Annotated in this window: 25 protein-coding genes, 1 tRNA gene and 1 pseudogene; 10 read left to right on the top strand and 17 right to left on the bottom strand. The window is 59.9% G+C overall.

Annotation, left to right across the window (positions count from 1 at the left end):
- Nucleotides 1-679 precede the first annotated feature (679 nt).
- Nucleotides 680-3,733, top strand: a complete 3,054-nt coding sequence (locus NW862_RS06785) for a PAS domain S-box protein (protein WP_414427041.1) — start codon at nt 680-682, stop codon at nt 3,731-3,733.
- A gap of 159 nt (nt 3,734-3,892) precedes the next feature.
- On the opposite strand, the gene NW862_RS06780 is transcribed toward NW862_RS06785, so the two are convergent.
- The 3 genes from NW862_RS06780 to NW862_RS06770 form a co-directional block, all read right to left on the bottom strand.
- A complete protein-coding gene (locus tag NW862_RS06780; RefSeq protein ID WP_414427040.1) occupies nt 3,893-5,311 on the bottom strand; it encodes a cytochrome c biogenesis protein in 1,419 nt (472 codons plus the stop codon).
- Between the two features lie 80 nt (nt 5,312-5,391).
- On the bottom strand, nt 5,392-6,141 hold the full coding sequence (locus tag NW862_RS06775; RefSeq protein WP_414334236.1) for a cytochrome c biogenesis protein CcdA: 750 nt from the start codon (nt 6,139-6,141) through the stop codon (nt 5,392-5,394).
- 68 nt (nt 6,142-6,209) lie between these two features.
- Nucleotides 6,210-7,100 carry a prephenate/arogenate dehydrogenase gene (locus NW862_RS06770; RefSeq protein ID WP_414334234.1) on the bottom strand — a complete coding sequence of 297 codons (891 nt, stop codon included), beginning with the start codon at nt 7,098-7,100 and terminating at the stop codon, nt 6,210-6,212.
- A 413-nt stretch (nt 7,101-7,513) separates the two neighbouring features.
- Between NW862_RS06770 and NW862_RS06765 the strand changes: the two are divergent.
- Nucleotides 7,514-7,807, top strand: a pseudogene (locus NW862_RS06765) (DUF6679 family protein); the annotation flags it as partial.
- A 186-nt stretch (nt 7,808-7,993) separates the two neighbouring features.
- Here NW862_RS06765 and NW862_RS06760 read toward each other — a convergent pair.
- Nucleotides 7,994-8,755 carry a segregation/condensation protein A gene (locus NW862_RS06760; RefSeq protein ID WP_414334232.1) on the bottom strand — a complete coding sequence of 254 codons (762 nt, stop codon included), beginning with the start codon at nt 8,753-8,755 and terminating at the stop codon, nt 7,994-7,996.
- Nucleotides 8,756-9,049: 294 nt separating this feature from the next.
- Between NW862_RS06760 and NW862_RS06755 the strand changes: the two genes are divergently transcribed.
- Nucleotides 9,050-9,121, top strand: a tRNA-Val gene (locus NW862_RS06755).
- Between the two features lie 5 nt (nt 9,122-9,126).
- Here NW862_RS06755 and NW862_RS06750 read toward each other — a convergent pair.
- Entirely contained in the window at nt 9,127-9,375 is a 249-nt protein-coding gene (locus tag NW862_RS06750) for a hypothetical protein (RefSeq protein WP_414334230.1), read from the bottom strand.
- Between NW862_RS06750 and NW862_RS06745 the strand changes: the two genes are divergently transcribed.
- Both NW862_RS06745 and NW862_RS06740 read left to right on the top strand, forming a co-directional pair.
- Nucleotides 9,364-9,756 carry a LapA family protein gene (locus NW862_RS06745; protein WP_414334228.1) on the top strand — a complete coding sequence of 131 codons (393 nt, stop codon included), beginning with the start codon at nt 9,364-9,366 and terminating at the stop codon, nt 9,754-9,756. The genes NW862_RS06750 and NW862_RS06745 overlap by 12 nt on opposite strands.
- Complete coding sequence (locus tag NW862_RS06740; protein ID WP_414337198.1) at nt 9,744-10,640, top strand: sulfatase-like hydrolase/transferase; 897 nt, start codon at nt 9,744-9,746, stop codon at nt 10,638-10,640. The genes NW862_RS06745 and NW862_RS06740 overlap by 13 nt, the downstream gene beginning before the upstream one ends.
- Nucleotides 10,641-10,842: 202 nt before the next feature.
- On the opposite strand, the gene NW862_RS06735 is transcribed toward NW862_RS06740, so the two are convergent.
- From NW862_RS06735 to NW862_RS06720, 4 genes are all read right to left on the bottom strand, one after another.
- Nucleotides 10,843-11,958: an AI-2E family transporter gene (locus NW862_RS06735; RefSeq protein WP_414334225.1), complete on the bottom strand. Its 1,116-nt coding sequence runs from the start codon at nt 11,956-11,958 to the stop codon at nt 10,843-10,845.
- Nucleotides 11,959-11,979: 21 nt separating this feature from the next.
- Nucleotides 11,980-12,756 carry an enoyl-ACP reductase FabI gene (fabI, locus tag NW862_RS06730; protein ID WP_414334223.1) on the bottom strand — a complete coding sequence of 259 codons (777 nt, stop codon included), beginning with the start codon at nt 12,754-12,756 and terminating at the stop codon, nt 11,980-11,982.
- Between the two features lie 60 nt (nt 12,757-12,816).
- Nucleotides 12,817-14,622 carry an aspartate--tRNA ligase gene (aspS, locus tag NW862_RS06725; protein ID WP_414427039.1) on the bottom strand — a complete coding sequence of 602 codons (1,806 nt, stop codon included), beginning with the start codon at nt 14,620-14,622 and terminating at the stop codon, nt 12,817-12,819.
- A 72-nt stretch (nt 14,623-14,694) separates the two neighbouring features.
- Nucleotides 14,695-15,624: a metal ABC transporter solute-binding protein, Zn/Mn family gene (locus NW862_RS06720; RefSeq protein WP_414427038.1), complete on the bottom strand. Its 930-nt coding sequence runs from the start codon at nt 15,622-15,624 to the stop codon at nt 14,695-14,697.
- Nucleotides 15,625-15,686: 62 nt separating this feature from the next.
- Here NW862_RS06720 and NW862_RS06715 point away from each other — a divergent pair, with 62 nt between their 5' ends.
- Nucleotides 15,687-16,442 (top strand): metal ABC transporter ATP-binding protein, encoded by a 756-nt coding sequence (locus tag NW862_RS06715; protein ID WP_414427037.1) that lies wholly within the window; start codon nt 15,687-15,689, stop codon nt 16,440-16,442.
- Between the two features lie 15 nt (nt 16,443-16,457).
- Complete coding sequence (locus NW862_RS06710) at nt 16,458-17,291, top strand: metal ABC transporter permease (RefSeq protein ID WP_414337194.1); 834 nt, start codon at nt 16,458-16,460, stop codon at nt 17,289-17,291.
- Nucleotides 17,292-17,337: 46 nt separating this feature from the next.
- On the opposite strand, the gene NW862_RS06705 is transcribed toward NW862_RS06710, so the two are convergent.
- From NW862_RS06705 to NW862_RS06695, 3 genes are all read right to left on the bottom strand, one after another.
- A complete protein-coding gene (locus NW862_RS06705; RefSeq protein WP_414337193.1) occupies nt 17,338-17,625 on the bottom strand; it encodes an RNA recognition motif domain-containing protein in 288 nt (95 codons plus the stop codon).
- A gap of 194 nt (nt 17,626-17,819) precedes the next feature.
- Nucleotides 17,820-18,602 carry a 16S rRNA (guanine(527)-N(7))-methyltransferase RsmG gene (rsmG, locus tag NW862_RS06700; RefSeq protein ID WP_414337192.1) on the bottom strand — a complete coding sequence of 261 codons (783 nt, stop codon included), beginning with the start codon at nt 18,600-18,602 and terminating at the stop codon, nt 17,820-17,822.
- Nucleotides 18,599-19,624 (bottom strand): hypothetical protein, encoded by a 1,026-nt coding sequence (locus NW862_RS06695; protein ID WP_414349006.1) that lies wholly within the window; start codon nt 19,622-19,624, stop codon nt 18,599-18,601. Before NW862_RS06695 ends, rsmG begins: the two co-directional genes overlap by 4 nt.
- A gap of 394 nt (nt 19,625-20,018) precedes the next feature.
- On the opposite strand from NW862_RS06695, the gene guaA reads away from it, so the two are divergent.
- Nucleotides 20,019-21,569, top strand: coding sequence for a glutamine-hydrolyzing GMP synthase (guaA, locus tag NW862_RS06690; protein ID WP_414334239.1), 1,551 nt, complete (start codon nt 20,019-20,021; stop codon nt 21,567-21,569).
- A gap of 52 nt (nt 21,570-21,621) precedes the next feature.
- Here guaA and NW862_RS06685 read toward each other — a convergent pair whose 3' ends face one another.
- From NW862_RS06685 to NW862_RS06665, 5 genes are all read right to left on the bottom strand, one after another.
- A complete protein-coding gene (locus NW862_RS06685) occupies nt 21,622-21,843 on the bottom strand; it encodes a hypothetical protein (RefSeq protein ID WP_414334207.1) in 222 nt (73 codons plus the stop codon).
- A 2-nt stretch (nt 21,844-21,845) separates the two neighbouring features.
- Nucleotides 21,846-22,172, bottom strand: coding sequence for a hypothetical protein (locus NW862_RS06680; RefSeq protein WP_414334206.1), 327 nt, complete (start codon nt 22,170-22,172; stop codon nt 21,846-21,848).
- A gap of 80 nt (nt 22,173-22,252) precedes the next feature.
- Entirely contained in the window at nt 22,253-23,287 is a 1,035-nt protein-coding gene (locus NW862_RS06675) for a CobW family GTP-binding protein (RefSeq protein WP_414337191.1), read from the bottom strand.
- A gap of 101 nt (nt 23,288-23,388) precedes the next feature.
- The gene (locus NW862_RS06670; protein WP_414334201.1) at nt 23,389-24,318 is read right to left on the bottom strand and encodes a DUF4335 domain-containing protein; all 930 of its coding nucleotides are present in this window, start codon (nt 24,316-24,318) and stop codon (nt 23,389-23,391) included.
- Nucleotides 24,319-24,366: 48 nt separating this feature from the next.
- Nucleotides 24,367-25,038, bottom strand: a complete 672-nt coding sequence (locus tag NW862_RS06665; protein WP_414334199.1) for a DUF3038 domain-containing protein — start codon at nt 25,036-25,038, stop codon at nt 24,367-24,369.
- 410 nt (nt 25,039-25,448) lie between these two features.
- Here NW862_RS06665 and NW862_RS06660 point away from each other — a divergent pair, with 410 nt between their 5' ends.
- Both NW862_RS06660 and NW862_RS06655 read left to right on the top strand, forming a co-directional pair.
- Nucleotides 25,449-25,940 (top strand): FHA domain-containing protein, encoded by a 492-nt coding sequence (locus tag NW862_RS06660; protein WP_414334197.1) that lies wholly within the window; start codon nt 25,449-25,451, stop codon nt 25,938-25,940.
- A gap of 48 nt (nt 25,941-25,988) precedes the next feature.
- Nucleotides 25,989-26,732: a class I SAM-dependent methyltransferase gene (locus tag NW862_RS06655; protein WP_414334195.1), complete on the top strand. Its 744-nt coding sequence runs from the start codon at nt 25,989-25,991 to the stop codon at nt 26,730-26,732.
- Nucleotides 26,733-26,990: the final 258 nt, after the last annotated feature.

The raw sequence follows: 26,990 nt of genomic DNA, 5'->3' as shown, positions 1-26,990 counted from the left end.
ACCACAGGAGTTTTTGTTTTCTTTGAGTGGAGCGAGCATCTTTCCGCAAGCTCCAGCCACGAGCCTAGCCGAAGGAAGCCCCACTTTAAGCGAAGGGATCCCCCCTTGTACTCCAGCCGATCCAAGAGCACGGTCATTGCCTGGACCGCTTCCCAACTCCCCTCTCAGAGGTCGGAGGGCTGGAAGGGATCGCCTCAGCGGCACGGATCGATCTCAGGCAATCTGGCAGCCGCTCAAACAAAATCCGTCAAATCTGTCTTCAATCAAACCAATTAAAGCTTAAGCCGATGACGCGAGGATGCTTGAAAAAAACAGAGTAACAAGATGATGATTGTCCCTTTTTAGACAAAGGCAAAATCTCGATAAGGTGTAAGGGTCGCAACCTAGGATTGAAAATTACCGTTAATAGCAAGCTAAGAGCTTAACTCGTTCCTGAAGTCTCTGTCCATAAACAAATAGCAAGTCTAAATATAGATGTAAAGATTTATGTCAAGACCCAAAACTTCTTTACTCGACGTGGTACTCTTAATTGTGAGATTAAAGTTAGGTTAAGACCATCAGCTACCTAGAGTCAAAACTATCTCTAAGTATTTTGTCTGGTTCTGGCTAAAGGCTCCTGGCCGCGATACTATTTACAACTTTTTTTGACTGTAACTTTAAGGTTCAGTTGTCCTCCGACATGGCGCAAGATTTGCCCTCTCCATCGGGATCCCTGGAACAGTTGTTTGGCCGGATGCCGCCCTTGGTCGGGCTTGACAGCTCCCTTGCCGAGCTTCTCTCCCTGCTGGCGCAAAAGAATGGCTCCTGGCCCTACGCCTTGGTGGTGGACGCAGGCCGAGTGGTGGGCATTTTGACACCTGTGGACGTGTTGCGGTGGGTGGCCAGCGACCGCTCTTGGCAGGGATCCACCCTGGCTGAGGTGATGACCACCCCGGTCGTGACCTTGGCCGTCGGCAACTACCGCGATCCCCTGGCATTGTTGGAGCTGATGCGGGCCCACGGGATCCGCCACTTGCCGGTGGTGGACGAAGCGGGATCCCTGTTGGGGGTGGTGAACCAAGATGAGCTGTGCTGGCGGCTAACCTTAGGCCCGCCGCCTTCAGCATCAGTCTGGAGGGAGCCGTCAACGGAGAAACTGGATCTACCAGATCTACAAACCACCCTGAATTTGCGCGTTGCCATCGAACGCGCCATTCCTCTGGGCATTGCCGCCGTCGATCCACAAGGCAGACAGATCTACGTCAACGAGACCTTTGCCACGATGGTGGGCTGGCCCAAGGAGGAGCTCATCGGGAAGGATCCCCCTTTTGTCTATTGGCCCCCGGAAGAGATGGGCAAGATTACCGCCGCCTTTGCCCAGGGGCGGCCACCGCAGGGATGGGAGCTGACCTTCAGGCGCCGCAGCGGGGAACGGTTTCCGGTGCGGATTTTGGAGGCTCCCTGGCTAGATGCCCAGGGAAAGGTAATCGGCATGATCGTCAGCGTACAGGATTTGACCCCGGAAAAAGAGTTGCAAAACCAACAGCAACAACTTCAGCACTCTCTGGAATATCAGCAAGATCTGTTTCAAAGTCTCTTCGAGCAAGCCCCGGTGGGCATGGCGGTCACGGATGCGGCGGGGCACTTGCTAAAGGTGAACCAGAGCTTTTGCCAGCTCACCGGCTACACCGAGGCCGAGCTCTTGAGCATGAATTACGCCGACATAACGCATCCTGAGGATCTGCGGCAGGAGGCAATCTATGTCGAAGAAATACGAGCGGGCCGCCGCCGCGGCTACCGGATGGAAAAACGCTACATCCACAAAAGTGGCGAGATCCGGTGGGTGGATCTCTCGTCTTTTGCGGCGGAGACTCCCGAGAAACAGATTTACGGTGTCGCCTCAATTGTCGATATCAGCGAGCGCAAGCAGGCCCAGGAGCAGGTTCAATTGCAGCTCCACCAAGCCCGGCTGCTCAGCCACATCGTCCAAGGGATCCGGCAATCGTTGCAGGTGGAGTCCATCCTCAGTTTTGCTGTAGAGGAAGTTCGCCGTTTGTTGGATGTGGAGCGGGTGGTGATCTACCGCTTTTTCCCCGATTGGGTGGGCGAGATCGCCATGCAATCGGTTAGCCGGCCAGAGTTGAGCCTGCTGGGCCTGGTTATCGAAGATCATTGTTTCGTAACCCAGTGGCACCAAGCCTATCAGCAGGGCCGCATTTCCGCCATTGAAGATATCGACACTGCCCCCATCCAGCCCTGCCACCGGGAGCTGCTGGCCAGCTTAGGGGTGCGGGCCAACTTGGTGGTGCCCATCTTGCAGTCGGCTGGCCCTGAAGGCACAGACGGCGGGCTGGCCCGCCTCTGGGGGCTGTTGATTGCCCACCAGTGCAGCGCCCCCAAAAAATGGGATCCCTGGATGCCGGATTTTTTGCGACAAATTGCCGATCAACTGGGGCTGGCGCTGCAACAGGCGGAGCTGTTTGAGCAACTGCAAGCTGCCAATGCCGAGCTGCGCTACCAGGTGGAGGTGCGCAATGCCGAGCTGGCCCAGCGGGTAAGGTACGAGCAAATGCTGCGGCTCATTGGCGACAAGGTGCGCTCCAGCCTGGACGAACAGGAGATCTTGGCCACCGTGGTGCGGGAGCTGACCCAGGCTTTCCAACTGGGCGCCTGCGGTGTGGCCCTCATCCATCCGGAAACCCAGACCTACACGCTGGTCTACGAAGCGGCGGGATCCCTGCCCCCTATAGGCCAAGTTACCCTGCCCTTGGATCCCGTTCTTTTGCGCCAGCTTCGCCAAGGCCAGACCCTCTACTTCAGCACGGATCACCCGCTGCGGGGGCGCTGCACCTTCCTCGCCTGCCCCCTGTTTGTGGAAACGGGCTCGTTGCTGGGCTTTCTCAAGTTGATCCGCTTGCCCCAGGAAGGGTTTATTGAAGCCGAGATCCACTTTGCCGAGCAGGTGGCCACCCAGTGCAGCATCGCCATTCGCCAGGCCCGCCTCTACCAAGAAATCCAGGCCCAGCTCCGGCAACTGCAGCGGCTCAACGAGCTCAAAGAAGAGTTTCTCAGCATGGTCTCCCACGAGCTGCGCACGCCTCTGACCAACATGAAAATGGCTTTGAAAATGTTGGAGGTGCGCGGTCTTTCCGAGGCGCAGATCCCCTATTTCCACATCCTCAAACAGGAGTGGCAAAAAGAGCTGGACTTGGTCAACGACCTGCTGGATCTGCAGCGGCTAGAGGCCGGCAGCCGCAGTCTGGAGATTGCCCGCTTCGAGGTGCGAGAGTGGCTGGAAAAGCTGGTGCCGCCCTTTGCTCTGCGCTTTCAGGAGCGCCGGCTCACTTTTGTCTCCCGCATTCCCTCTGAACCCATCCTGTTCAGCACCGATGTGGGGCTGCTCACCCGCATCCTCAGCGAGTTGCTGGCCAATGCTGCCAAATACACCCCTGCTGGCCAGCAGGTTTACCTGGAAGTGGCGGGCGATTCTTCGGGTCTCCATTTGCAGGTAATCAACACCGGCGTCGAGATCCCAGCGGAGCACCTGCCCCGCATTTTCGAGAAGTTCCACCGCATTCCGCAACTGGACTACGCCCACCAGGGGGGCACCGGCTTGGGCCTGCCGCTGGTGAAAAAGGCGGTGGAGCTGCTGCAAGGGATCCTGCGGGTGGAAAGCGGCGAGAACCGCACCCTGTTTGCAGTCAGCCTGCCAGATTTGGGCAGTTCTGCTCTCACCCCCAGCCCCTCTCCCTGAGGGACTCCCTCACCCCCAGCCCTTCTCCCTGAGGGACTCCCTCACCCCCAGCCCCTCTCCCTGAGGAACACCCTCACCCCCAGCCCCTCTCCCTGAGGGAGAGGGGAGCTAGATAACCCTGGGCAGTGTTGTTGGTCAAACAGACGCCACTTGGGTAGGCTAGCCGTTGGCTAAGGACTCCGTCCCGCTGACGCGAGCGGCGGGATTGAGTTCTTTTGCCGGAGAAGGGGGAGAGGAGAGCAGTTGCTGCTCCACCAGGTGGGCAAACTCCCGCTCGAAGGTCACCAGGGCGCGGTTGGTTTTGCCCCCCAGGTAAAGCCCTGCTTCCGTCTCCAGAGCCCAAACTTGGCTGTAGCTGAAATAGCTCATCACCACCCCCAGCATCAGCAGCCCAAAGCCAAGATAGACAAGAGGGATCCCTGGATCCGATTTCATTTGCAGGCCGGTGGCGCCGATAACCTCATCTAGGTGCAGGGTAAGGGGGTTGGGAAAGCGCTGCGGAGCCACTTCGTCGAGGGCCAGGCTCATGCCCTGGCGCAGGGATCCTACCCACTGGCCCTGGGTGTCGTAGAGCAGGGCCGTCCCCTGCAAATCTGGCAACAACAGCGTCAAGCCCTCGCTTAGATCCGGTCGGGTGGGCACAAAAGCGCCCCAGAGCTTGCTGCCCGCCTGGGTGGGCACCGGCACCACTGGAATTTGGAAGGGGGGGCTGTTGTTGAGGCGGATGCGGATGCTGTCGATGCCCCAGTCGGCTTGGTAGAGGGTCACGCCGCGGTAGGAGAGGGGATGGTTGACAGAGATGGTCTGGCGCTTGACCTCCTGTCCCCCATCCAGAATCGAGAGATCTGAGTAAAACTGCTTTACCCGTCCGTCGGGAGCATAGTCGATCCAGAAGCGGTTAACCCGAATTTGCCAGGTGGGCAGATGAGCCAGATCCCCTGCCCCGGTTACATGTTCAATGGCGGCAACCCCACCGCTGGGGATCAGCTCCTGGGCCTTAAAGCCCCCGATGCTGCCCCAGATGGCCCCCAACAGGATCAGCAGCAGGCTGACGTGCACCAAGATGGGGCCGAACCGTCCGATTAGCCCCTTGCGGGCGTAGAGCCGGGATCCCTCCTCAAACACCGCATAACCCCGTTGTCGCAGCCGCTGCGGCAGCCCCTCTAGGGAGTGTTGGGGCAGATAGATCCAAAAGGGCAGCCGCCGGAAGGAAGAAGGACGGGTGAGGTAGCTCCAGCGACGGGCCACCTTGAGCATCGGCCACTGGCGCGTGAAAGAACAGGCGGCCAGGCTGCTGCCAAAGAGGATCAACAGGGCCAGAAACCAAGGGGTGCGATAGACGTGATCCAACCCCAGCTTGAGGATCAGCCGCCAGGTGAGAAAGCCAAACAGGGCCGGATGCTCAGGATAGTGAGCCTGGTAGAAGGCCACCGTTTCCTCTTGCTCGATCACCGTGCCCAGGGCGCTCAAAAGGGCAATCGCCAAGAGAAGGCCGATGGCTAGGCGCAGATCCGCCAGCAGCGGCAGCAGCTCATGGCGACAATACCGCCGCAACAGCGGAAGAGGGTGGATAACCATGGGAAGTTGTTAGCTCAAGACTTGAATGCCCCTCTCAACGGGAGGGCAGCCCCATCTTAGCCTGTAGCGGCAGGGATCCCTTAGGCCCAAGCGGAGAGGATCGTCACGGTACCAAAGCCCACCAACACCACGCCACTGGCATAGGTGAACCAGCCCGACCAGCGCCGCAGGGCCAGCAGTTGCTTGAGCGAGCCGGCAAACACCCCTGCCAACAGCAGCGGCAAGACCAGCCCCAGCGCATAGGCCAGCAGCAACCCGCCCCCCACCCAGGGCTGCCCCGTGGTGGAAACCCAAGCCAGCAAAGCCACCAAAACCGGCGTGCTGCAGGGAGAGGCCACCAGGCCAAAGGTGGATCCCAGCAACACTGCCCGGCCTAACCTGGGCCATTCGCCGGGGATCTCCAACCGGTTGAACCAAGCGGGAAAGCGCAGGGGAATCACCTCCAGCAGGTTGAGCCCCATCAAAATAGCAACTCCCCCCACCACAGTAGGCCAAAAGGATCCCGTCTGTCCGTAAACGCGGCCCAGCAAAGCTGCCCCTAAACCCAGCAGGGTCAGGGTAAAAGCCACCCCAGCCGCAAAACCCAAAGATTGGGCCCAGATGTGCCGACGCACTTTTCCGGCCCCTTCATCAGGGTTGGGGGTGTAGCCGCCGATATAGCCGATGGTTACCGGCAGCATCGATAGCGTGCAGGGGGAAAGACTGGTGAGCAAGCCGGCCAGGCCCACCGCCAGCAGGCTGACGGGAGAGAGGTGCTGCAGTTGACTCTGGACAAGCTGGGTTGCCCATTGTTCCAGGTGGTAGAGCCAAAGCTGGGCCGTACTCGACATAAGCTCAATCCGTCCAACACAAGCCCAAAGTAGCACGAACGTCCCCAACCCCACCGGAGCTGCGCCCGCTACCCTTCCTCATTGCCCAGGTCTTGAGGAACTCTGCGGGGCTGGTTAACCGGGAACTGCTGCCATTCCTGCTGAGTTCGTTGCAGCACCAGCAGCAATTCGTCCCACCTTTCACCCTCGATCAACCGTTCTATCTGTCCCAACTGCGCTCGGTAGCTGCACAGGGTAGTCAGCAGCGCCTGCCGATTGTGGCGGGCCATCTCCAAACCCAATTGCGGGATCCCTCCGCCAACACGGCTGGTATCGCGGAATCCGCTGCTGGCTAGGGTGCGAGCCAAATGCAGAATGGCGGGATCCGCCTCTTGGCTGACGGCTGCGATCAAACCGGCGCTGACCATCACCGGCAAGTGGCTGATCCAGGCCACCGCTTGGTCATGTCGCGCGGGATCGGTGCAAACGGCTTCTGCATCAACAGCAGCCACCAGTTTTTTCATGGCAGCAAGAGCTTGCGGTTGGGTCTTGGCGATGGGAGTGAGCACGTAAGGCCGCCCCCGAAACAAGCCGGCTTCTGCCGCTTGGATCCCTTGTAGGCTTTTGCCGGCCATGGGGTGCCCTCCCACGAACAAAGGCCACAGTTCGGTTGCCGGAGCAACAATGGGCTGCTTAACCGAGCCGACATCGCTCACCACGGTCTCTGCCGATAGATAAGGCACCAAGGCGGCTAGGGTGGCCAACACCTGATCCAAAGGGGTGCAGATCAGCACCACTTGAGGGTCAAAGCGGGCCAACTGGGCCAACTCGGTTCCACAGCCTTGAACAGCGCCCCGTTGCAGAGCCTGTTGGCAGGTGGCCGGGGTGCGGCTCATCCCCCACACGGGATATCCCTTTTCGGTTAGCTTGAGGGCCAGGGATCCGCCGATCAACCCCAACCCGACAATGGCAATGCGCATGGTATGGCCACTTCAAACCAGATCAAGACACTCCCCAAGTGTTCCTCACTCCCACCCTCACCCCCAACCCCTCTCCCGGAGGGATATCCCTCACCCCCAGCCCCTCTCCCAGAGGGAGAGGGGAGTTAGGGCGGCACCTTCGCGACAGCGTTGCGTCGCAATAACGACGTAACAAACCGTTGCATTGCTATTTGAAATAACCATATCTCGATAGGCTGGCGATCCCCAGTCACGCTAAGTCAACAGGTGCTTTGGTGGCGCCCTTCCTCCTCCTGAAGAACCAACACCTCAGAAGCAAAGGCTCTGGCTGCCCTGTGGAAAAGCATACAGCCTCGGTATGCAGCCGCTAAGATGGAGGGATGAGCTGGGTAGCCCCCACAACTCACCCGGATCTTTCACTTCAGGAGGGGACCGTGCTTCATCGTAGGATCTATCAACTCAGCCGCGAAGGCAAGGATGTGTGGATCTACCTGCGCGATCAGGGACGCTGGCTGGAACGAGCCAAGATCCTCGATATCGAAGGGGATACCATCCTGGTTCGCTACGAAACGGAAGACGAGGAGGAGATCTGCTCTTGGGAGGAGATGATTCGTCTGGAAAGCATTGGGGCTGTTGCCCAGCGCCTTTCCACCATTCCCAAGGGAATGCTTAGCACGTCGGATTTGCTCATCTCGGAAGATTGTCCCCCTGCTGAATTGCTGCATTCGCCACTGTTGCCCGCGGAAGGGGAAGATCATCCCAGCGGCGAGCGCCTCGTCGAGGACTACTACCTGGATCGGGAGACTCCTGCCGAGCTGCCGGTGCGCTCAACTGGGGAAGATCTCAAACGGGTGGATCGTGCCCGGCAGGATGTCGAGGGGCAGCGGGAGAGCAACCACGACTAGAGTGGTTCTCTAGAGTTCAGCTTGTAGAGCTGTGGGGAGGAGGGATCCCATTGGGCAGGGGCGGATGGTCAATGGGCCGTAGAACTCCTCTTGGCACAGCTCTACCTGGGAGCGGGCAGCCATCAGCAGCAATGACCAGAAGACTTGGATGGGGTGAATGGCACCGCTGCTGCCGTTTTGGCAAAAGTGCTGCTGGAGAGCCGCAAAGCTGACCTGGGTCAGGCCCTGCTGCCAAAGTTGAGCCAGCAGCGACTCCAGCTCGGCGGTGGTTTCCAAAAGATTCTCCGGGTGGGCTAGCTGGGTGATGGCTGACAGCGCTTGCTGGCGAGAAACCCGTTGGGATAGGGGCTTTGGGGCAGCTTCGGGCCGGTGCTCCAGCAGGGTTTCCAGCTCTTGCAGGTGGACGATGAGTTCTTTGAGGGTGACAGGCCGGCTACGTTGAAGACGCGGCACCGCCCTGGGTTGCAACACGCCATCCAAGTCCGCCAAAGACCAGCTTGGCAAGGGATCCGCTTCCACATCCGCCGGACTGGGCTCACCCTCGTCTACTTCCGGTTCTGCCAAAGCCATCGCCTTGAGATAGACCAACATGGCAGCATGGAGCAGGGCTTGTCCCGACTCAGACAGGTCATGGCTGCTGCTGGTGGAGGCTATGCGGCTCAGAAAGCGGTCGATAACCTCGATAACCTGGACATCCCAGGGGTCGATCTCGCCGCGTTCTGCCAGATCGATGAGCAGGGCAATTGCCTCTTCGGTCGGTGAGTAGGCCATAGCACCCTACAGCTCCCTGCTCCTTACTGTAGCCCTCAGGCCGGATCCCGGCTATCTCTGACATCTCCGCATCTCTATGGCCGTCCGGCTTTTCGGCTCAACGGCTGACCCTTGGCTCTGGGGTACAAGCCCCGTCCGCCGCAGGCCTTGGTAAGGGGCGGGGCACTCGATCATCCCAGAATCCTCCTGCCTATCGCTATGCGGAAGCAAGCCAGCAGGTCGGGGAGTTGTCAAGCGATCATCGCATAATATAGAATCCTGCTCTAGTCGGATAGCTGCTAAAGTAGTACCTACGGGCGGTTAGCACAGTGGTAGCGCACTTCCTTCACACGGAAGGGGTCACAAGTTCGAATCTTGTACCGCCCATCTCTTCAGTTGCTCTGAAAAGCCAGGGGGTTCATCCCTCTGGATTGGGGCGCGGCCAAGCTCTCCGCTGCCGGACCGGTGGAGAAGAGGAAGCAGGATAGCGTAATGAAAGGGTTGAGGCCATGCAAGGACTCCGTTCCGCCGACGCGAGCAGAAGCATCCGCTCCATACTCCTGGGCTTGTGGATACTGATCCTGCTCGTCTTCCTCGTCCAAAACTGGGGATCCACAGCAGCGGTCGTTGTGGCCGGTCAAGCCGGCGCTGCGATTCCTTTGTCGCTGACGCTGTTGACTGCCTATGGGGTAGGAGTGGGCTTGGGGTTTCTGTATGTGGGCGCTTGGCGGCTGCATGACCGGGTGTTCCAGCGACAGGCAATCCGCAAGTTAAACCAGCTCATCGAGCGAGTGCGCTTCTTGGAAGCGCAGATCATCCCCCCTGACCACTATTTGCCTCAGGATCTGCCGGAGGAGGAGCCGGATCCCCAGGCAGGCCGCTATTCCTATTCCAATATCCCGCCGGAACGCATTCGCGAACCCGGTGAACCTGAGGAGGAAGGCGACGCGGCCACAGCCCCCAACTGGCGGATCGTCCGACGGCCCTATCCTGTCGAGGAGGAAGAGGAATGGGACTCCTAAACTGGTGGCGATCTTCTGCGGCTCCCTTGTCTGAGTCCGACCCTCGACCGGAACCCCAGGGACAGAATAACTATCTGCTGATCGTTCTCGACAGTTGCCGCTTCGACAGCCTGCTGGCTGCCAACCCCAAGCATCTGCTCAAGTTGGGATCCCTGGAAAAGCGCTGGAGCTACGCTTCCTGGACGGCTCCCGCCCATTACAATCTGCTCATGGGCCTGCTGCCCCACACCAGCCCCACCCAGGTCTTTGCTTCCGAACACTACAAGCAGGATTACTTGCGCTACAACGAGCGCCTCGGCACCCGCCAACCGATTGAGTTCAAGCATCTGCTGCCCCACCTCTATTTGCCGACGCTACTGAAGCACCAACTGGGCTATACCACCCACGCCATGGTCTCCCTGCCGGTGCTCAACCCCAGCACCCTGCTCAATCGCGACTTCGATTCCTACCGCCTCATGCCCCAGCACAACGATATGGCGGCCATGGTGGAGCAGTTGCGCTTTGAGCCGGATCGCCCCAGCTTTTACTTGTTAAATGTGGGCGAAACCCACTATCCCTACGCGTTGCCGGATGAGGATCCCGGCCTGTGGCCCCGCATCTCTGGGGTCAATGGCGTGTTAAAGCGCCTGGATGAAGGGGAAGAGACCGGGATCCCCTTTTTCAGCGCTGCCCAGTTGGAGGAGCTGCGCCAACGGCAGATCGAGGCGGTGCGCTACCTGGACGGGGTCTTTGAGCAACTGTTTGACCTAGTTCCCAAAAACACTTACATCACGGTTACCGCCGACCACGGCGAATTGTTCGGGGAAGGGGGCTATTTCGGCCATGGCCCCATCCACCACGAAAAGGTGCTAGAGGTGCCTTTTATTGAGGGAAAAATTCGCTAGGACAACACCCAGCCCCTCTCCCAGAGGCCCAAGCGCTCCGCGCCGCTCACGCGACCACCCCCGGCCCCTCTCCCAGAGACCCAAGCGCTCCGCGCCGCTCACGCGACCACCCCCGGCCCCTCTCCCAGAGGGAGAGGGGAGATGGGGATCGGGGCTAGGTTGCTGCCTGGAAGAGTCGTCTGCGAGAAAGGGGCTAGACCTGCTAGGTCTCTGGCTTGGGCAAGGCGGGATCCCGGCGAGTTTCCCTAAGGCTTTCGCCAAGAGAGGTCAGCTTGCCACCCTCTTCGGCGGCCAAGTCAGCAGAACGGGCGATCTCGTAGAGGCTTTTGACCACGCTAGAGAGGGGAATGGCGATGATCACGCCCAGGATACCCCCCAGTTGCGCCCCCACCAACAGGGCGATCAAGATCCACACCGGGTTGAGGCCAATCAGCTCCCCCATCAGGCGAGGGGCGATGACCCGATCCTTAACCTGCTGCACAATTAGGGAGACCAGCACCACCTTGAGGCTGAGCCAGATATCCTGAAAGGCCAGCAGCACCGCTGCCGCGCCGATGCCGATAAAGCCTCCCACCAGCGGGATCACCTCCAGCAGGCCGATCAACAGGCCAAACAAAAGCCCGAAGGGCACGCGCAAAAAACCAAAAATTGGCACCAGCATCAGGGCCATGATGAACCCCAACACCAACTGGCTGATGAGAAAGTTCTGGAAACTCAGAGCCAGGGCTTCGCCGATGCGCGGCCCCCAGGGCTTGGGAAAGAGGCTGAGCAACCCCTGCCAAAACTGGCCGCCGTAGAGCAGCATGTAGAGGGCCAACACCAGTACCAACACCAAATCGATCACCTGGTTAAAGGTGCCCAGGAGGATGTCCAGGGATTGGCCGGCAATTTTTTCGGCGCTGGCCTGCAGGCGGTTGAGGAGGGTGTTCACCAGCTCTGTCTGGCCGAGGTTGATGTTGCGCTCTGCCGCCCACAGGCTGATTTGATCCAGCCAGCTTTGTAAGGTATCCACCCACTCCGGGATCCGCGCCCCCAACTGCACCACCTGCTTGGCCAGGATGGGCACGATGGCGATCCCTACCAAGGCCAGCAGCACCACCGACAGGGCAAAAACCAGGGTGACCGCCAAACCCCGACTGACCCGATAGCGCCGCAGCACCTGTACCGGATAGTTGAGCAAAAAGGCCAGCACCGCCGCCGTCAGGATGGTGGTGAGCAGATGGCCAAACAGCCGGCCCACCTGTAGGGCCAGCCAGCCGCTAATGACGATCAAAATCCAGGTGAGCAGCAGCCGCTGCAAGGGCGAGAAGCGATTCATGCCAGGGGGATCCCCAAGAGCCTAAAAACCCAGGATGCTATATCCACTATCCACATAGATCACCTGGCCGGTAATGCCGCTGGCCAGGTCGCTGGCCAAAAAAGCAGCCACATTGCCCACCTCGAGCTGGGTGATATTGCGCCGCAGCGGAGCTTTCTCCTCCACCGCGTGCAGCATGGCATGAAAATCCGAAATCGCCGAAGAAGCCAGGGTGCGAATGGGCCCGGCAGAGATAGCATTCACCCGGATCCCGGCAGGGCCCAGCTCGGCCGCCAGGTAGCGAACACAGGTTTCCAGGCCCGCTTTGGTCACCGCCGCCATGTTGTAGTTGGGCACCACCCGCACGCCCCCCAGATAGGTGAGGGTGAGGATGCTGCTGCCGGCTCTCAAGAGGGGCTTGGCGGCCCGGCAGAGGGCAATCAGGGAGTAGGTGCTCACATCCATGGCCAGGGCAAACCCTTCTCGGGAAATATCGCTAAAGTTGCCGCTCAGCTCTTCTTTTTTAACGAAAGCCAGGCAGTGAACCAAGATATCGACCTGACCCCATTTTTGGGCCACCCCTTGAAACAGATCGTTGATCTGCTGGTCGCTTTGCACATCGCAGGGAAGGAGAAAGTCGGGCTGTAGGGGCTCGGTTAGTTGCTGAACTTTGGTCTTGAAACGATCCCGCTCGTCGGGTAGATAGGTAACCCCCAGGCTGGCCCCCGCTTTGTGCAGTTGCTGGGCAATGCCCCAGGCGATAGAACGCTCGTTGGCAATGCCGGTTACCAAGGCTTTTTTTCCGGTCAGGTCTAGCATAGGGAGAACAAGGAGTAGGGGTGCATTGTTTATCTATCCTCCCACAGAAGAAGGGATCCCTTAGCTGGGCTGATAGGTGGAAGCCACGTGCAGTTCTTTGAGCTGCTTGGCCTCGACAGCGGCAGGGGCGCCGGTGAGCAAACACCTGGCCTGCTGGGTTTTGGGAAAGGCGATGACATCGCGGATGGAATCTTCCCCCGCCAGCAGCATCACCAGCCGGTCTAGGCCGTAGGCGATGCCCCCGTGGGGCGGCGTGCCGTACTCAAAGGCTTCTAGCAAAAAGCCAAACTTGTCCCGCGCCTGCTCAGGGGTGAGGCCGATGGCCTGGAAAACCTGCTCCTGGATCTCCCGCTGGTAGATGCGCAGGGATCCCCCGCCCACTTCCACGCCGTTCCAGACCAGGTCGTAGGCCTGGGCCCGCGCCGTTTTTAGGTCGGCCAAGTCGTCGGGGTGGGGAGCGGTAAAGGGGTGGTGCAGGGCTTCTAGGCGGTTTTCCTCGGCGTTGAACTCAAACATGGGGAAATCGGTGATCCAGAGAAGATTCAAGGCGTTCTCCGGGATCAAGCCCAGCTCCTGCCCCAGGTGCAGCCGCAGGCGGCCCAGCGACTCGTTGACCACGGCAGCCGGCCCTGCCCCAAACAGCAGCAGATCCCCTGGCTTGGCGTTGGTCATCTGCAGCAACTGCTTCTCCTGCTCAGGGCTAAGGCTTTCCTTGAGGGCACCAATGGTATCGAGGCTGCCGGCGCGCACCCGAATGAAGGCCAGGCCGCCCGCCCCGTACTGGGTAACCAGCTTGAACAGATCGCCGCCGGGCTTGATGCGGGTGTTGGAGATCCTCTCGTCGCCGCCGGGCACCGGCAGAGCCTTGATCACTCCCCCCTGCTGCAGGGCTTTGGCGAAGACTTGAAAGCGGGATCCCTGAAACACCCCCGAAACATCCACCAACTCCAGCCCAAAGCGGGTGTCGGGTTTGTCGGAGCCGTAGCGGGCCATAGCCTCGGCGTAGGTCAGCCGCGGGAAGGGACGGGGCAGGTCGATCCCTCTGACGGTTTTGAAGATGTGGCCGATGAGCCGCTCGTTGAGCTCCAAGATTGCCTCCTGATCCAGGAAGCTCATCTCCATGTCCAACTGGGTAAACTCCGGCTGGCGATCCGCCCGCAGATCTTCATCCCGAAAACAGCGGGCAATTTGGTAGTAGCGATCCACGCCAGCCACCATCAGCAACTGCTTAAAAAGCTGGGGCGACTGCGGCAGGGCAAACCACTCGCCGGGGTTGACGCGGCTGGGCACCAAGTAATCTCTGGCACCTTCGGGGGTGGAGCGGGTGAGGATGGGGGTCTCCACCTCGATAAAGCCTTCTTCGTCCTCCAGAAAACGGCGAATGGCCTTGATCACCTGGTGGCGCAGTTGCAGGTTGCGGGACAAGCGCTCCCGCCTCAAGTCCAAGTAGCGGTAGCGCAGGCGGATCTCCTCCCGCACCTCTTCCCCTTCTTCCCCCGAGACACTGAAGGGAAGCTGCTTGCCCACGCGGCTGAGAATTTCCAGCTCTTCTGCGTAGACCTCCACTTCGCCGGTGGCCAGGCGGGGGTTAAAGGAGTCTTCAGGCCGCCGCTGAACCGTTCCCGTTGCCCGTACCACATATTCGTTGCGCACCTGCCCCGCCAGCTCGTAGGAGAGGGGGGTCTTCTGGGGATCCGCCACCAGTTGCACAATGCCGGAGCGATCCCGCAGATCGAGAAAGATCACCCCCCCGTGGTCGCGGCGGCGGTCGATCCAGCCGTAGAGGGTGACACTCTGGCCGATGTGAGCTGGGCGCACTTGGCCACAATAGAGGGAACGAGGCGGGCGACGGATAGCAGCAGGCATGGACGCGGTAAGAAAACAAGGGTCTGAGCCCCTATCATACAAAACTCAGCCCCCCTGCCTCGATTCTGCCCCTCAAGGACAATCAGGGGATCCGCCCAAGGCCCCCACAATCGTGCAGGTGTTGTGGCGCATCATAGCGATGTAGGTTTCGGCACCGCTGCCTGGCTCCCCTAGGGAGTCCGAGTACAGTTCCTGTTCGGCCACCTGGACTCCCGCTTCGGCGGCCACCGTTTGGATGAGAGCGGGGTTAAGGGTGGTCTCGGCAAAAACCGCCGGCACCCCCAGGGCGCGGATCTCCTCCACCAACCGAGCCACCGTCTGGGCGCTGGGCTGTTCCTCGGTGCTGATCCCCAAGAGGGATCCCCCCATCTTCAGGCCGTAGGCTTGGGTGTAGTAGGCAAAGGCATCGTGGGTGGTCACCAAAACCCGGTTGCCAGGGGGAATGGTCTGAATCTGCTCCGCGATCCAGGCGTGGAGCTCTTCCAGCTCCGCCCGATAGGCGGCAGCATTGGCCTGAAAAAAAGCCGCTTCGCCGGGCACCTGTTTCGCCAGCTCCTGGGCAATGAGCTCCACCATGAGGATGACGTTTTCCACATTGCCCCACACATGGGGATCCGGCGTCGGGATCCCGTCCTCATTGGTGACGATGGGGTCGAGGATCTCGGCCAGGGCAACCCGCCGCGCCCGTTGAGCAGCAGCGTTGACGAGACGAATCAACCCCGGCTCCAAGTTGTAGCCGTTGTAAAACACCAGATCCGCCTGCTCGAGAGCTGCGGCATCTGCCGGTGTCGGCTCATAGACGTGGGGATCCTGTCCCGGCTGCAGCAGGCTGCTGAGCTGGATGCGATCTTGACCCACCTGCTCTACCCAATCGGCAATCAGAGTGGTGGTAGCCACAACGCGGGGACGTGCCACAGCCAAGCTGGCCAGAGATGTCCAACCGCCCATCAGCAGGCCAAGCCCCACCACCAAGCGGCGCAAAGAAAAGATCTTGGTTTTCATAATTGTTTCACTATTTGAGTTTCCCCTTAGGGTACACTGGTCTTGGCGAAAATGAAAGGAAAATGAAAAAGCCAGCGATTGCTCTCCCTCCTCGTCCGGCCTCTCTGGTGGTGCGGGATCTGACGGTGCGCTATGGCAAGTTGCTGGCGTTGGAGCGGATCAGCGCCGAGATCCGGCCAGGGTGCATCACGGGCATCCTGGGCCCCAACGGGGCTGGCAAAAGCAGCTTTCTCAAGGCGCTGCTGGGGTTGGTGCCAAAAGAGGGGGGCGAGGTGCGCTACGGCGGCCAGGCGCTGCGGGGGGAGCAGGTGGCCTATGTGCCGCAGCGGTCGGCCATCGACTGGAGCTTTCCGGCCACGGTGTGGGATGTGGTGCTGATGGGACAGGTGAGAGCTGCCGGCTGGTTGCGCCGCATCGGTCCGCAAGGTCGGGAGCGGGCAGCGCAAGCTCTGGAGCGGGTGGGGATGGGGGCCTATCGGGATCGGCCCATCGGTCGGCTATCAGGGGGACAGCAGCAGCGGGTGTTTTTGGCGCGGGCTCTAGCGCAGGCAGCCGAGATCTACGCCCTGGACGAGCCGCTGGCCGGGATCGACCAGCCCAGCGAGGCCATTGTGTTTCAGGTTTTGCGGGAGTTGGCCGACGCCGGCCATATCGTGATGGTGGTGCACCACGACCTGGGGCAGGCGCTGGCCCACTTTGATGAGGTGCTTCTCCTCAACCGCGTCCTGATTGCCCAGGGATCCCCGCAGCAGGTGCTGCAGCCGCAGGTGTTGCAGCGGGCCTATGGCCGCATCCTGCCCTTGGACTCAGCTGCCTAGGGGGTGAGGGGTGGTATGGAAGGGCTCTGGCACACCCTGGCGGATCCCTTGCGGTTTGCCTTTATGCAGCGGGCTCTGCTGGTGGCGGTGGCCATCGGCGTTCTCTGCGCGGTGGTGGGCAGCTATTTGCTGGTGCAAAGCTTGGCCCTCCTGGGGGATGCCCTCAGCCATTCGCTGCTGCCGGGCCTGGCCATTGCCTACCTGCTGGATCTCAACCTCTTTGTCGGTGCCTTCGTGGCGGGGTTACTGAGCGCCCTGCTCATCCAGTGGATCCGCTCCGCCACCCCCCTCAAGCCCGATGCGGCCATGGGGATCGTCTTTTCTGCTTTTTTTGCCCTAGGGATCCTCTTAATCACGTTAATCCAACGGCGGGCCCGCATCGATCTCAACCACTTCCTCTTCGGCAACCTCCTGGGGGTGAGCGCCGCTGATGTGTTGACAGTGGTGGGCATCACCGTCCTGGTGCTGGGATTGGTGGCCCTCTTTTTTAAGGAGCTGACCTTCTACAGTTTCGATCCCCTGGGGGCCAAGGCAGCCGGCCTGCCTACTGCAGGGTTGGGATGGGGGCTGATGGCGCTCACCTCCCTCACTCTGGTGGCCAGCATGAAGGCGGTGGGGGTGCTGCTGGTGCTGGCCATGCTCATCACGCCAGCAGCAACAGCTTACCTGCTGGCGCCTCGCCTGCACCAGGTAATGCTGCTGGGATCCCTCTTTGGCGTCAGCGCTAGCCTGCTGGGGATGTACGCTAGCTACTACCTCAACGTCGCCTCCGGCCCGGCCATTGTCTTGGTGGCCTCCGTCTGGTTTGGCTTAGCCTTTCTGGCCAGAGTCATCTTCGGCCAAAGCTAAAGGCCGGGGAGAGAAGAGAGGGATCCCCGGCCCAGAGCCTATCCGATTAGAAGCGGGAAGAGCGACCATCTCGACTGCCGCCTGCGCTGGCCTGACGTGGCATTGCCTTGTTGACCCTCAGATCCCGGCCCATCCAGGTGGCGCCATCCAGCTCGTCGATGGCTTTTTGCTCGTCGGCCTCGTTTTCCAGCTCCACAAAAGCAAAGCCGCGCTTGCGGCCCGTTTCCCGATCTACCGGCAGCTTAATTTGCTTGACGGTGCCGTACTCGGCAAACACAAGCCGCAGATCTTCTTCACTGGCCTTGAAGGACAGATTGCCCACAAAAATGGTCATAACGTAGCGAACTCCGAACCTTAACCTTTAGCGCTCAGTTCGGAAGCTCACCTGGTTAGACCATTGGCTCAATCCGAACCTGATGCCAACCACATCTTAGTCTCCCCAACGGCATTTGCAAACTACCTGTCCAAGATCTTTCTCCAAGAATTTGCAGAAGCTTTTTTGAGCTAGGAAATTAAGGATCCCAACTGTTAGCAGCGCTTGCCTTGGCCCAGCGGCTGGCGTTTGGGAATGCCGGGAGAGCGGGGATAGCAAGCTGGTGTGGGGGCAACTTTCTCCACCAGCAGGCAATGCCGTATCCCGTGGCTGCGGGGGGTAGTGAAGGCTTCGACGTGGATCAGCTTCCCCCCCAGGAGAGAAAGGGCTCGCTCCAGAGTTTGGGCTTCTGCCTCGATCCAATGGCCACGGTAGAGGATGGCGCGTCCCCCCACCTTGAGCAGGGGCAGACAATACTCGGCGCAAACCTCTGCCGCTGCCAGGGCTCTGGCCAGGGCCAGATCGTAGCTGCCGCGTTCCTGCGGGTCTTGCCCCCAGATTTCGGCTCGCTGGGCCACCGCCCGCGCCTGGGTCAGGGAGAGCTGCTGCAGGGCCTCTTGCACAAAGGCAATCTTGCGTTGGCTGCTGTCCAGTAGGGTGAAGCTGGCCTGGGGCAGGGCAATTTGGGCCGGGATCCCTGGAAACCCTGCCCCGGTGCCGATGTCGATGCCCCGCCAGGGCCGAGCTTGAATCGCCGCCCAGGATCCCAGCAAGCGCAGGCCCCGCAGCGAGTCCCACAGGTGTTTCTCCCAAAAATCGATGGGAGCGGTGATGCGGGTCAGGTTCTGGGTGCGGTTTCCGGCCATCACCAGGGGATAGAGCTGTTGCAGTTGCTGCCGCTGCGGCTCAGAAGGCTGCCAGCCCAGCTCCGCCAGCCAGCTCTCCCAGAGGGCCTCCAGTTCGGGGGGCTCAGAGGTAGGCGGGGCAGCCTTCTTCATCCCAGGGATCCCAGCCATCGCGATCCCAGTTGCAATCCGGCGGGAATGGCTCGGTCGGCCCAGCCTTTCAGCTCTTGGGTCAAGCCCTGCAAAGATCGGTCGGCGCCCAGCAGCTCCTGGTTCAAGCACACCAGCTCCTGCAAATCCAGCTCCTGGCAGTTGGCCCAATCTTCTGCCAGCAAGTTGATCGGTTGGGGCTGAGCTTGCAACGGCTGCTGGGCAGCCAACTCCAGCTCTATATCCAAAAGCACCTGCTCCAGCCGTTCTACCCGCTCTTGCATCTGGGCCAATAAGGCCGCCAACTGCTGGCAGCAATGGTGAACCCGCTGAGCATAAACCTTGAGCGGCAGCGTCAGCGGCAGCAACGACTCAGACAACAGTTGAATCAGGTGCTGGGCCTCCAGTTCTTCCAGTTGCAGATCTTGCCAAATGGCATGGTAAAAATGGAGCGAGCGACGACAGGTTTCCAGGCGCTGGTAGCAGGGCTGCAATACAGAGCCGCGCAACTCCTGCAGATAATCGGCCCACAGTTGTCCAGCCTCTACCACCCAACCCGTTTGCAGAAAACTCCACCCCTGGGCCAGCAGCCAACTGATCACCAGGCCTGCCAACAACTGCGGCTTTTGCTGGGCCAGAAAAGGCAGAAGATGCTCTCCCCAAATCGCCAACCCCAGCCAGAGCAGAGCGGCCAAAGCCAAGTGGGGCAAGCTGATCATCTGGGCCAGAAGCTGAGCAGAACCTGCGGATCCCTGGGGAAGTCGGCGCTGCCGCAGCATCCAGATGAGCCCTGCACCCAAGCTGTACAGCCCTCCCCCCAACAGCGGGATCACCACCAACCACAGGGGTTGCCCCCTCCACAGGTGCGGCAATAGCCCAGCCTGGCCCGGCGCATCCCAACTGAGCAAATACAAAGCCAACAAAGCCAAAACCACACCCCACCCCTGCTGCCGTTTGAGGCGGCGGGCCAGCAGGCGGCGGCGACGACGAAGATAGGTTTGAAAGGATTCAGCCACAATGGACATAAAACGATGGATCGCAGATCCCTGCCAATATCCCCACCGGTCTGGATCGCCTCCTTACGATCATAAGTCTTGACTCGGCCCTGGCGTCTCTGGGTTCACTATTGCGATTATTACTGGGAGTCATCGCTTGGCTGGCGGGGCAGGGCTCATCAGACAGTTTTTCAGAGAAGTTCTGTTCTCAAAGCGGGCCTGGGAGAAGCTGTCCAGGACAGGCGGCTGCAAGAAAATCCCCCATCCCTGCTACGATGGAAAGGTCCTTAACGTTTCTTATCCACAGCCAAGTTGGTTTCTTGGTTCGGGTTTTCTCTTCTGCACTGTGCGAGGTTTTGTGAGCGCTTCTGCATCTCTCCTTAGCTCTGACCTATCTCTCTCCCCCCTCAAGGTGCAGCGCCAGATGATCGTTATTCTCGACTTTGGATCCCAGTACTCGGAGCTCATTGCCCGTCGTATTCGCGAAACCCACGTCTATTCGGAAATCCTTTCCTACCGCACCACTGCTGAACACCTGCGGCAAATGCGGCCCCAGGGCATCATCCTCTCCGGCGGCCCCAACTCGGTCTATGAGCCGGGCGCTCCTGCTTGTGACCCGGAGATCTGGAACTTGGGGATCCCCATCCTGGGCGTATGCTACGGCATGCAGCTCATGGTGCAGCAGTTGGGGGGCAAGGTGGAGCCAGCCCAGAAGGGGGAATACGGCCGTGCCGCCCTGCACATTTTGGATCCCACCGATCTGCTCACCAACTTGCCGGAAAACAGCATCATGTGGATGAGCCATGGGGATGCGGTGACCGAGTTGCCGCCAGGTTTTCACGCCCTGGCTGCCACGGACAACACCCCCTGTGCCGCCATTGCCGATCCCACTCGCCGTCTTTACGGGGTGCAATTTCACCCAGAGGTGGCCCACTCGGAGGCCGGTGCCTTTCTCATTCGCAATTTTGTCTATCACATCTGCGGCTGCGAGCCCACCTGGACAACGGAAGCTTTTCTGGAGGAGGCGATTCGGGAAGTCCGGGCCCGCGTGGGCGACAAGAAGGTGTTGTTGGCCCTTTCGGGGGGGGTGGACAGCTCTACTTTGGCTTTTTTGCTGCACAAGGCCATCGGCGACCAGCTCACCTGCGTCTTCATCGATCAGGGGTTCATGCGCAAGGATGAGCCGCAGCGGCTGCTGCGCCTTTTCCAAGAGCAATTTCACATCCCTGTCCACTACGTGGACGGACAAGAGCGGTTTCTCCGGCAGTTGCAGGGGGTCACCGATCCCGAGGAGAAGCGCAAACGGATTGGGGCAGAGTTTATTCGCGTCTTTGAGGAAGAATCCCAGCGGCTGGGCCCCTTCGAGTACTTAGCCCAGGGTACTCTTTACCCCGATGTGATCGAGTCGGCCAATACCAATGTGGATCCGGTGACCGGAGAGCGCATTGCCGTCAAGATCAAAAGCCACCACAATGTCGGCGGGCTGCCGGAAAATCTGCGCTTTAAGCTGGTAGAACCTCTGCGCAAGCTCTTCAAAGATGAGGTGCGGCAACTGGCCCGCTCGTTGGGTTTGCCGGAAGAAATTGTTGGCCGCCATCCTTTCCCGGGGCCGGGACTGGCCATCCGCATTGTGGGCGAAGTCACCAAAGAGCGGCTGGAAACCCTGCGCGAGGCGGACATGATTGTCCGCCAGGAGATCAACCGCTCCGGCTACTACCCCAAGTTGTGGCAAGCCTTTGCCGTGCTGCTGCCGGAAGTGCGCTCGGTGGGGGTGATGGGGGATAAGCGCACCTATGCCTGCCCAGTGGTGGTACGACTGGTTACCAGCGAAGATGGTATGACGGCGGATTGGGCCAGGGTGCCCTACGACCTCTTGGCCACCATCTCCAACCGCATCGTCAACGAGGTGCCGGGCATTAACCGCGTCGTTTATGACATCACTTCCAAGCCACCCGGCACCATCGAGTGGGAGTGATGCGGGTCAGGCGGGATCCCTTGCCTCTGGCCTCAAGGCCGGCCTGGATCAATCACCGATGGCCTGCTTCTGGCAGGGAATAGGAAGGGCTTGAGCTGAAGGGCTGAGCGGCTTGGACTTCCATGCGAGCCAGGGTTGTGGCCGCGTCGGCCAGTTGTAGGGCCAGGTTGGCACGGCTAATCGGATCCCGGGCATTCCAGAGATCGTGTCCCAAACAAAACACCCGATAGCGAAAGGCTTTGATCGAGTGCGATGGGATGACTTTGACCGTCATAGCTACAACCTCTTCTCCACAGAGACATGAATCGTCAGCAGAACCCGCTCGGGCTCAAGGTAAACAAATGTTACCAAAACAACCTCATCCTCAGAGGCGATACTTACTGGGCAGGTAGCTTTGGGGGGCTCCACCCGTTCATGCCTTACCCCCACAGTGTATTCTCCAACCGGCAGGTCATCAAATCCAGCATCCGCATAAATCAGCTCGATGGTTTCTTCTGCGATCAACTGCCCCTCTCGCTCCAAGAAACTGAGAAAAGGGATCCCGTCGATGGAAGTGAGGGCGTTGTTGGCCTGGTTGCGGATCATCACAAAAATGTCGGACATAGCTGGGATGCCCTCTCTCAAGGCTCCCCTCGCGAGGCTGCGGGAACGGGGCCCGACGCTTCTAAGCTGCCACCCAGTTCTTAGCCCTGGACGGGCGCAGGGACAAGACAGGCTTGCAACTTTTGCCGCAGCTTGGCCGTATCGAGGTGCTGGCCGATGAGCACCAACTGGTTTTTGGGCTGGCGAGGCCATGCATCGCTGCTGAGGGTGTAGCGCCGACCGCTGAGGTGGAAGATATGTCGCTCTGGGCTTTCTTCAAACCACAGGATCCCTTTGGCCCGAAAGACTGCCTCGGGCAACTCATTGAGAAAGTTCTGGAAGGCGTCTAGAGAAAAAGGCTGATCGCTCTCAAAAGCTAGGGAGTTAAAACCATCAACCTCGATGTGGCTGCGGTGCGAGTGGCCATGCTCGTGGCTGTGTTCGTGGTCGTGCTCATGGTCATGCTCGTGCCCATGCTCAGTGTCGTGAGCCTCCTCCTGGGGCAGAGAGCTGGACTGAAACAGATCTGTATCCAGGATCAGCTCCAGGGGTACTGCGCTGTTGACCGTGCGCAAAATGCGGGCATCTTCCTTGATCTCGCGGATGCGTTTTTCCAGGCGCTCGATTTCCGTCGGCTCGACCAAGTCCGTTTTGTTGAGGAGAATCACATCCCCATAGGCAATTTGGCTGTAGGCCACGTCGCTGTTGAACAGGTCGGGGGCGAAGTTGGTGGCGTCTACCAAGGTGATGATCGAGTCCAGCCGCGTCAGATCCCGCAACTCTGGCCCCAAAAAGGTGAGGGCAACCGGCAAGGGATCCGCCAATCCTGTGGTCTCCACCACCAGGTAGTCGATTTTGGCGGAGCGTTCCATCAGGCGCAGCACGCTCTCGGCGATGTCATCCCGGATGGTGCAGCAGATGCAGCCGTTGTTCAGCTCCACCAGGTCTTCTTCGCTGGAGACGATCAGCTCGCCGTCGATGCCGATCTCGCCGAATTCGTTGACCAGCACCGCCGTGCGCATCCCTTTTTGGTTGCTGAGAATGTGGTTGAGCAGGGTGGTTTTCCCACTGCCCAAAAAACCCGTGATGATGGTGACAGGTAAGCCTCGCTTGGGCACTTCGATGGTTGCGGTCATAGAGGGGCAGCGATCTAGATAAAGGGAACTCTTCCACTCTATCCTCATTGCCCTCGTCCCGTGAGACCGGGTGCCCCCCTCAGCTTGGCTTGTCGAGATGGCTATCTGTCCTGGGCGATTTCCACTCGGTTGCCCGGCTCCAGGCTGACGCGGAACTGTCGCGCGCCTGTCGGCAAGGGATCCGGCGGCAACTCCGGCAGGTCGGCAAAAGGAGTTGCGGCGCGGCGCTGCCGGGCCAGCTCATTCTCCGGCTCGGCAGCCAACAGGGATCCCGTCCCATCCACGGTTATCCAATAGACCAGGCTCTCCTGCAAATCAGGGGGAGACTGCCATTGCTCTGCCAGAGTGTCTCGCAGACGGAGAAGGGGAGCCGGCCCTGTTGAGTCAAGTTCTGGGGCAGTTGTGGCCAAAGGCTGCGGTTGACCCGACACCGCAGGGGTGGTGAGCTGCTCCTGCACCGAGTTGGCAGCCGTAGGATCCCTGGGTGGGCGGCTGGCCCAGATCCCGACACCGGCCACGAGAGCGATCCCTCCCACCAGCAGGGCGGCGATCCCGGTGGGCTGTCGATACCAAGCCCGCCTCACCGGAGTTCCCAGACTGGCCAGTTGGGGAATGTCATCGGCCACTTGGGAAAGGTTCTCCAGCAGGTCGTACAACTGGGTCATCGACAGATCCACCTGGGCGATGCGATCCTCCCCTTGGCGCACCGTGAGGCGATGAAAAATAAAATCCAGCGGACGGATGGCCACAGTACCGCTGAAGGTTCCCTTGGGTTCTCCGCTCAGATGGGATCCGACGTAGCGGTCGATCACCGTGATCAAATCGTTGAGCCAAACACTGTCCCCCTGCAGAGTTTTGCTGGTCTCCCCCTGGCGAATTTCCAACTGACACTCGAAGTTCTGCTGGATGGCTCGCAGGAGCGGCGTTGAGGAACCCCCCGCAGCTTCGGGCAGGCTGGGCGCTTCTCCCCGCACCGTGAGGGTCGAGGTGGGCTGTTGATAGGTATGGCTGAGAAGGGTGAGACTGGGCATGGCAACCGAAACAACACAGACTAAGGATCCCAGGAGAAGGAGTCTATTTCAGGAAGAGGGCAAAGCATCCGATCCGGAGCTATGGGCTACCTCCCCTTCTTCTAGGTCACTGCCGGCGGGCAACTCCATCTCAGGACGGCTGAGCAAGGCTTTCCACAGGCGCTGTGCCCCTCTGGGGCTGCTGTAGAACATCAGCTCGATCAAGATGCGCAGGGCCAGCTCGGCAAGGCTGTTCTCGTCGCGCACATCCCCATCCACCATGCGGCTGCGATAGTGAGAGAGAAATTCATCTAGGTAGTCTCCCACCAGCGGCTGACGGAAAGGGCTGAGCTCCTGCTCGACAGCAGCTTCCAGTTGTTCCAAGGTGCTGCGGATACGGGCCTGTTGCTGAGCAGCCAGATGGGCAATCACCATCACCAGGGCGCGGGCCTCTTCGATATCGACTCTCTTGCGCCCACCGCTGCTGCGGCGCAGAGGGTTAGCGTTGCGCAGGCGCCAGAGGGCTACCCGATCGCCAATCTGATCTTCCAAGTCTAGAGCTTTGGCTGCAGCCAGAACCGCCTCAGAACTTTCTCCGCTCAGGGATTCCAGCCCCAGTAGCAACAAATCCAACTGGGCTTTGATGGTACCGGTAGCTGTGGTAAGGCCGGCGGGCTGAGGGTCTAGCTGAGTCTGTTTAGATTCCACCGTCACGCTGTCAAGGGGAGCTTTTGGTTTCAACGAAACTCTATGATCTCCTGTTCGAGCCAAACCTGCAACCGGATCCCTCCTGTGCTTGAGGGAGCAAGACCTTCTGACCCTTGCTCTGGCCGAAGGCTTGGATAAGGACATCTGGCAGGCGCTGGCCATTGTCCTGCTCATTCTCGCTTCTGAAGAGTTCCCCAACCAGGTTAGAAGTCAGACCGAGTTGTTCTGGGTCAGTTGTTATTTTTGCAACGAACCCATCTTTCCAGCCTGTTGGCCCTCAAGAAAAGGAGAGTGGCAAGACGGCGCTGTTGACCCAGAATGGTGGTGTATGATTGGAGTCTGTAGCGGCTGAGAAGAGAGAGGGATCCGCATTTTGCGGCTTGATTGCCTGGCTGTCTCTGGGCTGCCCTTTCTGACCGCCTCAGCGCCGGGCGTACCCACAGATGAGCATGAGCGCTCCTGCTGCCCAACCCAACCCTGTCCACTGGGTCTTGATCTTCACCGATCAGATGGGTCGGCGCGGCGTTGTCTTGGACAAGATTTACTACTCGGTGGGCCGGGCAGCCAGCAACCACATCCGCCTCTGCGACCCTTGTGTTTCGCGAGAGCATGCCCTGATTATCCGCATTCCGGAAGAGAACCGGGCCGGATACGGCTACATGATCTTCGACGGCAGCTCGGCATCCCGCCGCAGCACCAATGGTTTGTTTGTCAATGGGAAACGGGTTTTGTCCCATCGCCTTGAGCTTTTGGATAAGATAGGCTTCGGCCCGAATGTGACGGCAATTGTGGAGAGCACCGACCGCCTCAGCCCGGAGACGCTAGCGGCTCTCTTGAGGCCGCCGACCCTCGGCGACAATGTAGCCCTGGCCGGATCCCAGAGAGCAACCTCGAAAGAGACGCCCAGAGAGAACGACGACTTCACCGCCGCTTGATGGGGTGAATGATTCTCAACCCAGCCCCCTGCCGAGTTTTGGGTTCCTGTGCCTCCCATGCCCCCTGCCCTGAGCGGCTACTGGCAAAATGGCTTCGACCTGGCAGCCCATCTGGGATCCTTCCTGGGCCTTGAGGCTGGTGAGCTGCGGGAGAAGCTGCGGCTGGGGCAGCAACAGTTGGCAGAGCTGGGCCGGCGCGACTTCGGCTGGGATCAGGCAGACGCCTTTTACCGGGATCGGGTGGGATCCGCCTATTTGCTGGACTTGGCCGCTTGGCACCTGAGCAGCACCGACTACATCGGCAATACCCTGCGCCTGGTGGCCGACCATGCCCGCGGTCTGGTGCTGGATTTTGGCGGTGGCATTGGCACCCACGCCATTGGGGCGGCTCTCTGCCCGGCGGTGGAGCAGGTGATTTTCTGGGATATCAACCCCATCCATCGGCAGTTTGTGCAACTGCGGGCGGAAAAGCTGGGCCTAGGCGAACGGATCCACTGCCCGGAAACCTTCCCGCAAGGGATCCCCTTTGACACCGTCATCTGCTTCGATGTACTAGAGCATTTGCCGGATCCGGCAGCGCAGTTGCGTCAGTTTTACGCCTGGCTTAAGCCGGAAGGCAAATTGTTGATCAACTGGTACTTTTTCAAGGGGTTTAATGGTGAATTTCCTTTTCACCTGGACGATCCGCAAAAAGTCGAGCAATTCTTTCAGGTGTTGCAAAGCCATTTCTTAGAAGTGTTTCATCCCTATCTCATCACCGCCCGCTGCTACCGTAAGTGGAACAAAAGCTGAGGGGAGCGGCAACTGGGATCGCAAATCCAATCGCCCAAGCAGGACGGAGTCTCTGCAGTATGGTCATTCCAAATAGCAATGAAATGCTTCGTTACTGTCGTGATTGCTACGAACGCTGCCGCGAACGCGCCCCTCTAACTCCCCTCTCCCTCAGGGAGAGGGGCTGGGGGTGAGGGCCTCAGGGAGAGGGGCTGGGGGTGGTCGCGTGAGCGGCGCGGAGCGCTTGGGCACCTCAGGGAGAGGGGCTGGGGGTGAGGG

The sequence above is a fragment of the Synechococcus sp. H55.8 genome, assembly GCF_047462375.1.
Lineage (GTDB): Bacteria > Cyanobacteriota > Cyanobacteriia > Thermostichales > Thermostichaceae > Thermostichus.
The sequence above is the reverse complement of the archived record's forward strand: the minus strand, read 5'-3'. Positions and strand labels throughout refer to the sequence as shown.

Excerpts from the sequence above, each read along its gene's own strand:
- NW862_RS06785 (WP_414427041.1), top strand. The coding sequence starts at position 680 with ATGGCGCAAGATTTGCCCTCTCCATCGGGATCCCTGGAACAGTTGTTT.
- NW862_RS06780 (WP_414427040.1), bottom strand. The coding sequence starts at position 5,311 with ATGGTTATCCACCCTCTTCCGCTGTTGCGGCGGTATTGTCGCCATGAG.
- NW862_RS06775 (WP_414334236.1), bottom strand. The coding sequence starts at position 6,141 with ATGTCGAGTACGGCCCAGCTTTGGCTCTACCACCTGGAACAATGGGCA.
- NW862_RS06770 (WP_414334234.1), bottom strand. The coding sequence starts at position 7,100 with ATGCGCATTGCCATTGTCGGGTTGGGGTTGATCGGCGGATCCCTGGCC.
- NW862_RS06760 (WP_414334232.1), bottom strand. The coding sequence starts at position 8,755 with ATGGCCTACTCACCGACCGAAGAGGCAATTGCCCTGCTCATCGATCTG.
- NW862_RS06740 (WP_414337198.1), top strand. The coding sequence starts at position 9,744 with ATGGGACTCCTAAACTGGTGGCGATCTTCTGCGGCTCCCTTGTCTGAG.
- NW862_RS06735 (WP_414334225.1), bottom strand. The coding sequence starts at position 11,958 with ATGAATCGCTTCTCGCCCTTGCAGCGGCTGCTGCTCACCTGGATTTTG.
- fabI (WP_414334223.1), bottom strand. The coding sequence starts at position 12,756 with ATGCTAGACCTGACCGGAAAAAAAGCCTTGGTAACCGGCATTGCCAAC.
- aspS (WP_414427039.1), bottom strand. The coding sequence starts at position 14,622 with ATGCCTGCTGCTATCCGTCGCCCGCCTCGTTCCCTCTATTGTGGCCAA.
- NW862_RS06720 (WP_414427038.1), bottom strand. The coding sequence starts at position 15,624 with ATGAAAACCAAGATCTTTTCTTTGCGCCGCTTGGTGGTGGGGCTTGGC.
- NW862_RS06715 (WP_414427037.1), top strand. The coding sequence starts at position 15,687 with ATGAAAAAGCCAGCGATTGCTCTCCCTCCTCGTCCGGCCTCTCTGGTG.
- NW862_RS06710 (WP_414337194.1), top strand. The coding sequence starts at position 16,458 with ATGGAAGGGCTCTGGCACACCCTGGCGGATCCCTTGCGGTTTGCCTTT.
- NW862_RS06705 (WP_414337193.1), bottom strand. The coding sequence starts at position 17,625 with ATGACCATTTTTGTGGGCAATCTGTCCTTCAAGGCCAGTGAAGAAGAT.
- rsmG (WP_414337192.1), bottom strand. The coding sequence starts at position 18,602 with ATGAAGAAGGCTGCCCCGCCTACCTCTGAGCCCCCCGAACTGGAGGCC.
- NW862_RS06695 (WP_414349006.1), bottom strand. The coding sequence starts at position 19,624 with ATGTCCATTGTGGCTGAATCCTTTCAAACCTATCTTCGTCGTCGCCGC.
- guaA (WP_414334239.1), top strand. The coding sequence starts at position 20,019 with ATGATCGTTATTCTCGACTTTGGATCCCAGTACTCGGAGCTCATTGCC.
- NW862_RS06685 (WP_414334207.1), bottom strand. The coding sequence starts at position 21,843 with ATGACGGTCAAAGTCATCCCATCGCACTCGATCAAAGCCTTTCGCTAT.
- NW862_RS06680 (WP_414334206.1), bottom strand. The coding sequence starts at position 22,172 with ATGTCCGACATTTTTGTGATGATCCGCAACCAGGCCAACAACGCCCTC.
- NW862_RS06675 (WP_414337191.1), bottom strand. The coding sequence starts at position 23,287 with ATGACCGCAACCATCGAAGTGCCCAAGCGAGGCTTACCTGTCACCATC.
- NW862_RS06670 (WP_414334201.1), bottom strand. The coding sequence starts at position 24,318 with ATGCCCAGTCTCACCCTTCTCAGCCATACCTATCAACAGCCCACCTCG.
- NW862_RS06660 (WP_414334197.1), top strand. The coding sequence starts at position 25,449 with ATGAGCATGAGCGCTCCTGCTGCCCAACCCAACCCTGTCCACTGGGTC.